The sequence below is a fragment of the Citrobacter sp. NCU1 genome (genome assembly GCF_010231475.1).
Lineage (GTDB): Bacteria > Pseudomonadota > Gammaproteobacteria > Enterobacterales > Enterobacteriaceae > Citrobacter_D.
Genome location: NZ_NRDO01000108.1, coordinates 1 through 12,768 on the forward strand (window position 1 = coordinate 1; position 12,768 = coordinate 12,768).

Genomic DNA, 12,768 nt, shown 5'->3' on the forward strand with positions numbered 1-12,768 from the left:
GTCACCTCTGGTTGAGAGTTTACTCACTTAATCGCGTGTCCACTATTCGCGGGTAGGATCATTTTAGCTTCAATACGGGATTTTTCTTCAGCATTTGCCTTTTCAAGCTCTTTTCTTGCTCTTTCCATTGCCATCTGGAAGTCTTTCTCTGCCTTTTGTTCGTCGCGAATAGCTTTCTCGTATTCACGCTGTGCTTTCTCTTCCTCTCGTTGCAATTCACGTTCTTCTCTAAGGATATCTTTCTCATCCTGAATTTTAAGTTCTTTTTCGTGGCAAAGCAGTAATTCTTCTAGCCGCAAATTAAGATAATCATAAGTGATACTTATATTCATTGATTGTCCAAATTTATTGAGTGCATCAAAAGCGCTTTCAATACGTTTTTTAAGTTGCTCAACATTGCCTGCCTTAATTTTGCCTATCGCGGCATCACACTCGCTATTGAATGCTCTGACGAGCAATTTCACATAACGTTTGATCATTTTTTTACCTTCCGACTTACTACCATTCACCTCCCAACTAGTATTAAAGTCACAAGCAGCATCTTGTCGAATTAGACTTTTCTGCCTTTCCTTATTGTAACTAATGGCTTCCTGGAAAGCTTTGGAATCATGATAGTCGAAATGCGGTTTATATATACCATAATCAATCATATCAACAGAATCACTAACTTCTGCTAATTTTGCAGAGAGATCCAACAAGAGCTGGCGCTTTTCATTATACGATTTTTTTAAGCTGGTTAGCTCTTGCTCCTGAGACGCAATAAGCTCTCTCGCTATTTTTTCACGCTTCTGTATATCTGCATCTTTATCTTTAACCTCTTTATCTATCGCTTGGCGTTTTTCATTCACTTCACTATCTATTTCAGTACGCTTGTCTTTCACTTCTTTATCAATAGCATTGCGGCTGGACTTTTCTTCATCATCCATAGCCTTTTTCATTTTTCGTGCTTCTTCTTCAAGATCAACAATCGTGCTATAACGTAAAAGATCGATTGCATGCTTTTTCTTCAATAAAATATGCATCGCAATCATAACCACGAATAAAACAGCAAGAACACCTACCGCTATTGCTAGTCCCAGGACCATTTAAAAAATCCTCTTCCCTTATAAAAGTAAGGAAATAGTACCAAATGTTGCCATGATTATCATGGTGATATGTTCATGTATTCTATCCTGAAAACACGAAGTACAACGAGCAGGCAACTTCCGCTCCTGGCACTCAACTGCCGTTCGAAAGAGTGCCAGCAGGTTCTGGCGAGTAGGGGAAAATTGGGTATCATCTTTAGGGGTAAAACTGCCGACGTACAAGATGCTTACCGAAGCAGTATCAATTCAATCAGGACCTTGGAAGATCGCACGCTGCCATTGAGTTCTGGCGCAGGGCATATTCCGACCATACTCAAACGGAGGAGATATGAGTAAGCAACATCAGGCACTAATTATTGGCGCATCTCGGGGGATCGGGCTTGGCCTGAGTCAGGAGTTACACCACCGGGGATGGGCTGTCTCTGCTACACGCAGGCAGACTGTTGGAGCAGAGGCCTTTCCCGCAATTCAGTGGCTGACTCTCGATATTAATGATGTGCAGCAAAGCACGGCTTTCAGTCAGTTGCTGCAGCCTGGGCAATATGATGTCATTTTGATTAATGCTGGCGTGCAAGGGCCGGAGCATCAGTCAGTTTGTTCTGCTACACCAGAAGATCTTTTGTCATTATTTATGACCAATACGTTCTCGCCAATCAGGTTAGCAAACTTAGTCCTTGATGCCGTTAAACCGGGATCCGGGATTCTGGCCTTTACCAGTTCAAGACTTGCCAGCCTTAACGAAAATACGCAGGCTGATATACCTCTCTACTCGGCAAGCAAATCTGCACTGAACATGCTGACACGAGCCTTGTTACCTGAGGCAGATTCTCGTGGTCTGACGCTTCTGTCACTGCATCCGGGCTGGGTGCAGACCGATATGGGGGGCGCGCAGGCACCGCTTACGGTTGAAGAAAGCGTAAAAGGGTTGGCTAACGTTCTTGAAAGCTATCAAGGAAAAGGGGGCCATCATTTCGTGGACTATACCTCTAAACCGTTGAGCTGGTAGCCGCAATAAGACGCTTTGCCCATTCAGGAGACAAAACGTGAATGGGTATTTGGGAATAGCCTTTTTCAGCCTGAAGCCTGACTGAAAAAGGCGTTGCGCTCAGTTGATGCTTCAACGTTTACAGCGGTTTTAAATACACTCCGTAGAACGGTCTTTTTAAGACTGAGTTGGTTGTATTTCTATAAATTATAAAGAAAAAATAAAATTCAGGGCAACGCGGAAATCGTACCCGTTCTCTTTTTATATACAAAATACGCTGTCATTTTCTGGCACAAACCTGCGCCACACGCTGTACTCTTTTTAACCACGCCATACTCTGCCTCTCAAACGTCCAGGCTTTTTTGCCTCTGTTGCTAAATTTTTAGGGTGTGTCGTATGGGGGAGGAGGAGAGATGAAACAGCCTGATAATGTCTACCAGCGCATTGAAGGAAACCAGTGGCGGCACGTCTGGATTGTGGGCGATCTCCACGGGTGCTTTTCTTTGCTCATGGCGAAATTACGCGAATGCCATTTTGATCCCTGGCAGGATCTGCTGGTCTCGGTGGGAGACGTGATCGATCGTGGCCCGGACAGCCCAGGCTGCCTTCGGTTGCTGCGTAAAAACTGGGTGGTGGCTATCAGAGGTAACCACGAGCAAATGGCGTTGGATGCGCTGAAATCAGAAGAATTTTCGTTATGGTCGATGAATGGCGGGAACTGGTTTATGGCATTACCGGCAGTGCAGCAGGCGCAGGCAAGGCGCGCGCTGGAAGGGTGCCACGAACTCCCCTGGATTCTGGAACTGCATTGCCAGAAGGGTACGCATGTTGTGGCGCATGCTGATTATCCGGACGATGAGTATCAGTGGCAAAAACCGGTTAACTTGCATGAGGTGTTGTGGAGTCGCTCACGTCTGAGTGAACGACTGGCGGGACGCGGTGGTGGTATACGTGGAGCGGATCACTTTTGGTTCGGTCATACCCCGTTACGTCATCGCGTGGATATGGATAACCTGCACTATATTGATACCGGCGCCGTATTTGGTGGTGAACTGACGTTGGTACAGTTGCAGTAATTATAAATCGCTGTATTTCTGGGCCGGCAGCCAGAATCCATCAATAAAGTCTTCTATAGGGAAACAGCCTCCGTGGCGAATTCGCTGATCGTCCATTGAGTACAGGCACTGTTGCTCAGTATTGTAGACATCCACTACGATATCCTCGCAACCGCCATCCAGGTAGCAAACAAAAAGTACCAGTGCGAACATTCCATCCTCAAATTGTACTGCCGTACCGTTAGTGTAGGAGAGGTTATCGTATGAGGGAAAGGAAGAAATAAATAACCCGTCTGGCGACGGGTTCTTTTTGGGTCAGGTAAGACGCATGACCCAGGCATCGGAATGGCGATCGTAACGGGTGCGGAATAGAACGGAATGTTCTCCATTGAGAAGGGCGGGGATGCTGGTTTCGTCGTCCCAGGCATCCAGTTGCATACATAAATCGGGATCGGATTTACACGGAATGCTTAACGTTCGATCCCCCGGTGATTCACCGTGCAACTCACCGTCGTCAATTTCAAAAGCGCCAATACGCACACTGGTTTTCATCATTTGCTCTCCGTTGAAATTTGCTGATTGTGGTACGACCAGTTCGATCGCCCAATTTTCAGCGTAGTCAACGACGGCAAAAGCGCCAGTAAAAAAGTGCGTTATTTTTATGCGCCTCTACGCATTACCGCTAAACAGTTTGCCGTCTCGCACCAGTTCGCGGGGATAGCTATTTTTCAGGCGCGAACCAATTCGTTTTGCCAGACCTATCGGCTGATGCTGGAATGTCACCAGAACATCATCTGTGGCAGGAGAGGTCTGCGGATAAACATCGCGACCGCGATACCACTCTTCTGCTTCTTGCGGCGAAAGTTCAAAGGCGTTTTTGTGCTCAGGATTGGCCAGAGCAATAACGGCCTCATGCTGCCAACGGAACCCTTTATTATGGGTTTCCGCTAATTTGAGACCGAGTCGGGAGAAGCGCACTTTGCCAATCAGCCCTTCAATTGCCGCCGGGAACAGCCAGATCTCTTTATCACGCTGCCAGAGATGCAGATCCTCCGTCCATTGCAGACCGCTGGCGTTAGCCGCCTGGGTAATCTGCGCAGCTTCACGAGCTTTTACTGGCGTAAATGGAAAATTGCCGACTTTATACTTTGGCGCCGGTAACGCAGGGATAGTCTGGGTTTTGCGTAAACGCGCGACGAAGAAGCCTTCACAGTCATAAATCTGTGGGAAGACATGCAGAAAACCTTCCGGTGTTAATGCGCGCGTTGCCTCAGGAAATAAGTCATCTAACGGGAGAAATTCAACCGCCTCCGGCCAGGTCTCTTTCAGCCACAGACAGACGGCTTCATTTTCATCGCGATTGAGCGTACAGGTGGAATAAACCAGCGTTCCGCCGGGGCGCAACGCGTGGAATGCACTCTCAATCAGCTCGCGTTGAGTGGCGGCAATGTCAAGATTGCTCTCTACAGACCAATTTTTGAGCGCGTCAGGATCTTTACGCACGACGCCTTCGCCTGAACAGGGCGCGTCCAGCAGAATGGCATCAAACATTTCTGGCACTGCGGCACCAAACACGCGACCGTCAAAATGGGTCAGCGCGACGTTACTGATCCCACAACGGCTGATATTCGCATGCAGCACTTTGACGCGGCTGGCAGAAAACTCATTCGCCAGAATCGCGCCCTGGTTATGCATTCTGGCGGCGATTTGCGTGGTTTTAGAACCTGGGGCGGCGGCGACGTCCATGACCCGTTCCGGTTTATTTCCGTCGGCAAACAGTGCGGCGACCGGCAGCATTGAGCTTGCTTCCTGAATATAAAACAGACCGCTTAAATGCTCGGCAGTACTGCCCAGCGGCAGTGACTCTTCATCATCTCGCTCTATCCAAAAACCTTCCTCACACCAGGGGACAGGCGTCAGCGACCAGCCGTAAGGGGCCGTCAACTCGAGAAACGCGGAAACGGAGATTTTCAGGGTGTTGACGCGAATACTGCGGCGTAGTGGACGCTGACAGGCGGCGAGAAAATCATCAAAGCAGAGCGTAGAAGGCATTGTCTCACGCATTTGCGTCAGAAAGGCCTCAGGAAAATAAACGGCGTGTTGAGCCACAAGAATATACCACCGGCAGTAAAACAGGCGCGCAGTGTAGCATAAACGCTCCGGCGCGGGCACGCCGGAGCGAAGCGGTTAGCGAGGGAGCGCAGTACCCCATTCGCGCCACTCTTTGGGTTCGACCTCCAGCAGCAGGAAGTGTTTGCCCGCCTGTGCTTTAGGTGCCAGCGGCGTGCCTGGCGGGGTGGCGAACGCGATACCACCGCGGACGAACTGGTTGAAGGTGCCTGTTTTCACGACCCCGCCGGTCAAACCAAAATCAAGGCTGTAGCCAGAAGCCAGCCAGAAGACGGAATTATTGCGTACGAGGTGCTGATAACGCTGGCTGATGCGCATAGCAATCATCACTCGGTCAGACATCGTTCCTAAGGTCATGCCCGTTACCGTACCCACTTCAATACCCCGGAACAGGACGGGGGTACCGATGTTCAGCGAACCGGCTTCAGGGGCTTCAACCACGATGCTCAGGCCATCAAGATAGCGTGAGTCAGTAATGGTGGTTTCCTGTAGCTCGAATTCGCGACGTGGGTTGCCGCGTCCCGGTTCAACGTTGATGTAAGGCTGCAAAATCGTATCCAGATGCTCGACGCCCGCGGCAGAAATTTGCGGGGTGATCACTGAGAAACGGGTGCCGCCCCGGGCGAAGGTTTGCACATATTCCGGGTAGAGTACCGCTTTGGCCTGAACTTCATTACGCGCAGTGATCAACTCCAGCGTCTGAATCTGGCCAATGTCGATGCCGAGGTAACGAATCGGCATGCCGGCAGCGAGTTTACCTGCATCGAAGGCGTGTAGGGTTATCTGGCTGCCGACCGCGCGGGCTGCGGTTTCTGATGCATACAGGATCCGTTTGTCGCCTTTACGTTGGCTGGCGCTGGCTCCACTCAAATTATCGAAGCTGATAGCCCCTTTTAGCGCACGGGAAAGCGGGGCGGCTTGCACGGTAAGGCCGCTACCATTGAGCTGTACTTTCGCGCCGCCTTCGGCCCAGAACACGCTGTTACTGGTCAGCAGATTGCGGTATTCAGGTTTGATATGCAGATCAATATCAAAGGCATTGGCGCGCGGACGCACGGTGATCACTTCACCGACTTCAAATTTACGGTACAGCACGACGGAACCGGCCTGCACATCCGGGAGCGTTTCGGCGCTGAGGCTTACGGTGGTTGTTGGCAAGTCGCTTAGGCTGTTTTCTACCGCTTTTTCCAGATTGGCATACAGCGGATAACTGGACTTCATCTCACCCTTTGTGCTAGGCAAAATGCGAATGCCGCCGCTTACCCATTCACTGGCGCTGGCGCCAAGAAACTCAATGCCGTCCAGACCGACTTTGACATCGACGCGGCTATTGACCACGAACTTGCTGTCGCCCTGAACCAGAGAGCGGTGTTGTGGATCGACAGCGACAATAAATGTGACACCTGTGCTGGTGAGTTTACGCTCAATGACCTGGCCCACCTGCACCCCGTGCAGAATAAGCGGTTGTCCGGCATCAATGCCGTAGCTTTCCGGCGCCGTGAGGGTAAAAGTCATCACATTCTGTTCATGAAGCAGGGCTTGCTCACCTGGCACCACCACAAACTCGCTACGCGGTTCGCCTTCACCGGGCACCAGTTCGAAGGTTTTTCCGGTGAGTAATGCGCTGAGGTTGGCATCGCTGAGCGACAGTTTCGGATTGCGTAGTTCAATACGTGTTGAATCGCGCAGTAGCGTCACCACGGCGGGATCTACCGTCATTTCACCGGTCACTTTACCGTCGGGGTTGAGATGCAGTTTGGTTAACTGACCCACTTCCAGCCCTTGATACATCAATGGCGTCGAACCGGCCTTCAGACCGTCGCCACTGGGCAGCTCAAGTTTCACCAGTACGCCACGCTGACTGTGCGCGAGATCCTGGTACAACCCGAAAGTATCATCCTGAGCAGCGGGCTGAGAGTTATCCGGGGAATCAAACGCGATAGCGCCGTTCACCAGAGCCGCCAGACTTTCCAGTTTCACTTTTGCGCCGCTAAGACCGATGTCAGCATTTACCCCCGAGACATTCCAGAAACGGCTGCCTTTTTTCACCAGGTTAGTGAACCGGCGTTCAATCAGCACATCAATCGTGACCCCTTGTTTGTTGGGGTTGATGGAGTAGTCATAGACGCGCCCCACAGGAATTTTACGGAAATAAACCAGCGCGCCACTGTTGAGAGAACCGAGATCCGGCGCCTGAAGATGGATCATTAATTCGCCGTTGTTCAGGCGATATTTCGGCTGTGTATCCAGCGCCACAAAGCGATCGCTGGGTTCGCCTTTTCCAGGCATCATGCCGATATAGTTACCGCCGACCAGCGCGTCCAGACCGGAAACCCCCGCCAGCGACGCTTTAGGTGTAACCAGCCAGAACTGTGTATCTTCACGCAGTGCATCTTTCATGTCGGCCTTGATACTGACGCGAACTTTGATTTTGCGCAGGTCTTTGCTCAGGTTGACATCCTGCACCGTGCCGACTTCAACCCCTTGATAACGCACGGGAGTTCGGCCAGGAACAATGCCATCCGCCGACATAAAATCGATGGTGACGGTATTACCGCGATCTTCATAACTTCCCCATACCAGCCATCCTGCGATCATCAGGGCAATGAGCGGCAGCAGCCAGAAGGGCGAAATACGGCGTTTTGTTTTAATCTGCGCTTCCGGCGGCGAAGCGGGTGTTTCCTGACTCATGTGCATCCCAAAGTAAGCGGCTATCCAGCCATTCGACTGAAAGAATAGTCAATATTACCGCTGCGCCGAAATACAGCGCAGCCGGTCCCATAGTAAAAGCCAGTATCTGATCGCGATTAATCAGAGACATCGTTAATGAAATAACAAAGAGATCCAGCATTGACCAACGACCAATCCAGGTGACCAGGCGCAGAAGCCGGATACGTATTTGCAGCCCCAGCACAGAGTTAAAATGGATGCTGATCAACAGTGTAAACATCACAATTATTTTGGTAAATGGCACCAGAATACTGGCAATAAAGACCACGGCAGCCACCGCAACATTGCTGCTAGCCAGCGACATAATACCTGAAAAAATCGTGTCTTCCTGACGCCCGCCATTGACATAAATAATTGAAATGGGCATCAGGTTGGCGGGTAGCAAAAAGACAATAGAGGCTAATAGGGCGGCCCAACATTTTTGAATGCTCTGTCTTCTGCGCAACCGCAGTGGGATATGACAGCGAGGGCAACGCCCACGGGGATCGGGGTAACCCGTAAAGTGACATCCCAGACAAACGCGAAGTTTTTCGTCTGGGCGCCGGGCTGGCTTTTGCGGGTAAAAACGATCCCATAATTGCTCTACATTAAGGTGGGATAAGGTCAGAATACTGAGGATCACCAGCGCGATGAAGGCCATAAGCCCGACACCCGGCAGCAAAAAAGCGTAATCCTGCACTTTAATCGATGCCACCGCGATGCCGACCAGGTAGATATCCAGCATGACCCACTCTTTTAGCCTCTCCAGCATCAACAGCACCGGACGCAGGTTCATCCCCAGAATGTTGCCAAACCACAGATAGGCGATGGACGTCACCAGCACCAGCGGCGCACCGGCGACACAAAAGAGCACCATTGCGGCGGTAATCGGATCACCCTGTTTTGTCATCTGCCAGATACCCTGCATGACATTGGCGTCAATGCGTACCCCGAGTAAATAGATGTGCAGCAGCGGTTCACCCCAGGCAAAAGGCATCAGCAACAGCATCGTGATGGCCATTGCCGCCAGACGCGTCAGCGACCAGTCGCGCCCGTCACGGATTTTGGCCTGACAGCGGGGGCAATACGCGCTCTGGTAAGAACGCATTTTGGGCAGGCTGAACAGCAAGTCGCACTGAGGGCAACGTTGATAATGTGCTCGGGGCAATGCCTCGCCGATGGATCTGACCGCTATTTTTTTCGTTGGCGTGATATGTGGGGTATTAAGAGCCATGTATCGCGAATCAAAGTGTTAGATTTATGTAATCTTAACTCATGACGGGAATGATCTTGAGCATTAACGCATTTAATGCTTATTTTAATAGGCTGCAGTTTAAAGTAAGACAACCAAGTGATTATAAAATGAACAAAACAGAGTTATACGCGGATCTTAATCGCGACTTTCAGGCATTAATGGCAGGTGAAACGAGCTTTCTGGCAACACTCGCGAACACGAGCGCGCTGTTGTATGAACGTCTTTCAGAAGTGAATTGGGCGGGGTTTTACTTGCTTGAAAACGACACGCTGGTGTTAGGCCCATTCCAGGGGAAAATCGCCTGCGTGCGTATCCCGGTTGGGCGCGGCGTCTGCGGCACGGCAGTCGCCCAGAACCGTATTCAGCGTATCGAAGATGTTCATGCCTTTGACGGGCATATCGCGTGCGATGCCGCCAGCAATTCCGAAATCGTACTGCCGCTGACGGTCGGTAATCGGATCGTGGGGGTGTTGGACATTGATAGCACGGCATTCGGCCGCTTCACTAAAGAAGATGAACAGGGGCTACGTCAGCTTGTCGCACAGCTTGAGGCGGTGCTTGCAATGACGGATTACAAAAAATTCTTTGCGGCCGACGCAGGATAATCAACGGATAACGTAGCAATTACTGATGACGTCATTATAATGACGCCTGTTCATGCCTGCGGCTAGTTGGCTACGTCCGTTGTAATCAGGAAATTTCATGGAAAATCAACCTAAGTTGAATAGCAGTAAAGAAGTTATCGCATTTTTGGCCGAACGTTTTCCTCACTGCTTTAGTGCGGAAGGCGAAGCGCGCCCGCTGAAAATTGGCATTTTTCAGGATCTGGTAGAGCGCGTTGAAGGCGAAATGAACCTTAGCAAGACGCAACTGCGCTCCGCTTTACGTCTTTATACTTCAAGCTGGCGTTACCTGTACGGTGTCAAACTGGGTGCAACGCGTGTCGATCTCGATGGCAACCCTTGTGGTGAGCTGGATGAGCAGCACGTTGAGCATGCACGTAAGCAGCTTGAAGAAGCAAAAGCTCGCGTTCAGGCGCAGCGCGCAGAACAGCAAGCGAAAAAACGCGAAGCTGCCGCTGCCGCAGGCGAAAAAGAAGACGCTCCGCGTCGCGAACGTAAGCCGCGTCCTGCACCACGCCGCAAAGAAGGCGCTGAAGGTAAAGTTCGCGCTGAGAAACCGGCAGCGAAAGCACCTCGTGCACCTCGCGAAGAGCAGCACACCCCGGTTTCTGACATTTCAGTCCTCACGGTAGGGCAGTCTCTGAAGGTGAAAGCAGGCAATAATGCGATGGATGCCACCGTATTAGAAATCACCAAAGATGGCGTCCGTGTACAGCTGAATTCGGGTATGTCTTTGATAGTACGCGCAGAACACCTGGTGTTCTGAAACGGAGGCCAGGCCGGGCATGAACACTTTTTTTAGGCTTACCGCATTAGCTGGCCTGCTTGCAATAGCAGGCCAGTCATTTGCTGTGGACGACATTACGCGTGCCGATCAAATTCCTGTACTGAAGGAAGAAACACAGCATGCGACAGTGAGTGAACGTGTGACGTCCCGTTTCACACGTTCTCACTATCGTCAGTTCGATCTGGATCAGTCGTTTTCGGCGAAAATTTTCGATCGTTATCTGAATTTACTCGATTTTAGCCACAATGTGTTGTTGGCGAGCGATGTCGAGCAGTTTGCTAAAAAGAAAACCGTCCTGGGCGATGAACTGCGCTCGGGCAAACTGGATGTCTTCTACGATCTCTATAATCTGGCGCAAAAACGTCGATTTGAACGTTATCAGTATGCGTTAAGCGTACTGGAGCGGCCGATGGACTTCACCGGTACCGATACGTTTAACCTTGATCGCAGCAAAGCGCCCTGGCCGAAGAATGAGGCCGAGTTGAATGCGCTGTGGGATGGAAAGGTAAAATTTGACGAGTTGAGCCTGAAGTTAACAGGCAAGACCGACAAAGAAATTCGTGAGACGCTAACGCGTCGCTACAAATTTGCCATTCGCCGTCTGGCGCAGACCAACAGTGAAGACGTTTTCTCCCTGGCAATGACCGCTTTCGCTCGCGAAATCGATCCGCATACCAATTACCTTTCCCCGCGTAACACGGAACAATTCAATACCGAAATGAGCCTGTCTCTGGAAGGTATTGGCGCTGTGCTGCAAATGGATGATGATTACACGGTCATCAATTCCATGGTGGCCGGTGGTCCGGCGGCGAAGAGCAAAGCGATAAGCGTTGGCGATCGCATTGTGGGCGTGGGCCAGAACGGTAAAGGCATGGTGGATGTGATTGGCTGGCGTCTGGATGATGTCGTTGCGCTGATCAAAGGACCGAAGGGCAGTAAAGTTCGTCTTGAGATCCTGCCTGCCGGTAAAGGCACGAAGACCCGAATTGTTACGCTGACGCGTGAACGTATTCGCCTTGAAGACCGTGCAGTCAAAATGTCGGTGAAAACCGTTGGCAAAGAAAAAGTGGGCGTTCTGGATATTCCAGGTTTCTATGTTGGTCTGACGGATGATGTCAAAGTCCAACTGCAGAAACTGGAAAAACAGAACGTGAGCAGCGTCGTTATCGATCTGCGTACCAACGGCGGCGGCGCGCTGACAGAAGCCGTTTCGCTCTCCGGTTTGTTTATTCCGTCAGGCCCGGTTGTTCAGGTGCGTGACAACAATGGTAAGGTTCGCGAAGACAGCGACACCGACGGCGTTGTTTACTACAAAGGTCCGCTGGTGGTGTTAGTCGACCGCTTTAGCGCATCCGCATCCGAGATTTTTGCCGCAGCAATGCAGGATTACGGGCGTGCGCTGATCGTGGGTGAGCCAACCTTCGGGAAGGGCACCGTGCAGCAGTACCGTTCACTGAATCGCATTTACGATCAGATGCTGCGTCCTGAATGGCCAGCGTTGGGTTCCGTGCAATACACAATCCAGAAGTTCTATCGTGTCAATGGCGGAAGTACTCAGCGTAAAGGCGTTACACCCGATATCCTCATGCCGACAGGTAATGAAGAGACTGAAACCGGTGAGAAGTTCGAAGATAACGCGTTGCCGTGGGACAGTGTTGACGCGGCAACCTATGTGAAGTCAGAGGATTTAACGCCATTTGGTCCTGAATTGCTCAAAGATCACACTGCGCGTATCGCCAGCGATCCTGAATTCCAGTACATCATGAAGGATATTGCCCGTTACAACGCCATGAAAGATAAACGCAACATCGTATCTCTCAATTTTGCGCAACGTGAAAAAGAGAATAACGAAGATGATGCAATGCGACTGGCGCGTATCAACGACCGCTTTAAACGTGAAGGCAAACCACCGCTGAAGAACCTGGACGATCTGCCGAAGGATTACCAGGAGCCCGATCCGTATCTTGATGAGACGGTGAAAATAGCGCTGGACCTGGCCCATCTTGAGAAAGAGAAGCCTGCGGAACAACCCGCAGTCACGCAATAACCCTGAACAGGCACAAGAGATTGTGCCTGTTTTTTTGTCTATAGAAAACCCCCAGCTAGGCTGGGGGTTCAGTAAAGCTTTCAGCTTTGAGC

The 12,768-nt window shown here is 50.8% G+C and carries 11 protein-coding genes; 5 read left to right on the plus strand and 6 right to left on the minus strand.

Annotated features, from left to right (window positions below; translation table 11 throughout):
• Window positions 1–23: 23 nt before the first annotated feature.
• Window positions 24–1,085 (minus strand): DUF4041 domain-containing protein, encoded by a 1,062-nt coding sequence (locus CJP72_RS24380; protein ID WP_238340167.1) that lies wholly within the window; start codon window positions 1,083–1,085, stop codon window positions 24–26.
• Between the two features lie 328 nt (window positions 1,086–1,413).
• On the opposite strand from CJP72_RS24380, the gene CJP72_RS24385 reads away from it, so the two are divergent.
• On the plus strand, window positions 1,414–2,091 hold the full coding sequence (locus CJP72_RS24385) for an SDR family oxidoreductase (RefSeq protein ID WP_162383823.1): 678 nt from the start codon (window positions 1,414–1,416) through the stop codon (window positions 2,089–2,091).
• 392 nt (window positions 2,092–2,483) lie between these two features.
• Entirely contained in the window at window positions 2,484–3,146 is a 663-nt protein-coding gene (gene pphA / locus CJP72_RS24390; RefSeq protein WP_162383824.1) for a protein-serine/threonine phosphatase, read from the plus strand.
• Here pphA and CJP72_RS24395 read toward each other — a convergent pair whose 3' ends face one another.
• The 5 genes from CJP72_RS24395 to yebS form a co-directional block, all read right to left on the minus strand.
• Complete coding sequence (locus tag CJP72_RS24395) at window positions 3,147–3,338, minus strand: YebW family protein (RefSeq protein WP_162383825.1); 192 nt, start codon at window positions 3,336–3,338, stop codon at window positions 3,147–3,149.
• 102 nt (window positions 3,339–3,440) lie between these two features.
• Window positions 3,441–3,677 (minus strand): YebV family protein, encoded by a 237-nt coding sequence (locus CJP72_RS24400; protein ID WP_162383832.1) that lies wholly within the window; start codon window positions 3,675–3,677, stop codon window positions 3,441–3,443.
• A gap of 117 nt (window positions 3,678–3,794) precedes the next feature.
• A complete protein-coding gene (gene rsmF, locus CJP72_RS24405; RefSeq protein ID WP_162383826.1) occupies window positions 3,795–5,234 on the minus strand; it encodes a 16S rRNA (cytosine(1407)-C(5))-methyltransferase RsmF in 1,440 nt (479 codons plus the stop codon).
• A 78-nt stretch (window positions 5,235–5,312) separates the two neighbouring features.
• The gene (locus tag CJP72_RS24410; protein ID WP_162383827.1) at window positions 5,313–7,946 is read right to left on the minus strand and encodes a PqiB family protein; all 2,634 of its coding nucleotides are present in this window, start codon (window positions 7,944–7,946) and stop codon (window positions 5,313–5,315) included.
• Window positions 7,903–9,198, minus strand: a complete 1,296-nt coding sequence (gene yebS / locus CJP72_RS24415) for a membrane integrity lipid transport subunit YebS (protein ID WP_162383828.1) — start codon at window positions 9,196–9,198, stop codon at window positions 7,903–7,905. Before yebS ends, CJP72_RS24410 begins: the two co-directional genes overlap by 44 nt.
• Before the next feature lie 128 nt (window positions 9,199–9,326).
• Between yebS and CJP72_RS24420 the strand changes: the two genes are divergently transcribed.
• The 3 genes from CJP72_RS24420 (at window position 9,327) to prc (ending at window position 12,676) form a co-directional block, all read left to right on the plus strand.
• Window positions 9,327–9,824, plus strand: a complete 498-nt coding sequence (locus tag CJP72_RS24420; protein WP_193568883.1) for a GAF domain-containing protein — start codon at window positions 9,327–9,329, stop codon at window positions 9,822–9,824.
• 97 nt (window positions 9,825–9,921) lie between these two features.
• The gene (gene proQ, locus CJP72_RS24425; RefSeq protein ID WP_162383830.1) at window positions 9,922–10,608 is read left to right on the plus strand and encodes an RNA chaperone ProQ; all 687 of its coding nucleotides are present in this window, start codon (window positions 9,922–9,924) and stop codon (window positions 10,606–10,608) included.
• Window positions 10,609–10,627: 19 nt separating this feature from the next.
• Window positions 10,628–12,676, plus strand: a complete 2,049-nt coding sequence (gene prc / locus CJP72_RS24430) for a carboxy terminal-processing peptidase (protein ID WP_162383831.1) — start codon at window positions 10,628–10,630, stop codon at window positions 12,674–12,676.
• The last annotated feature ends 92 nt before the right edge of the window (window positions 12,677–12,768 follow it).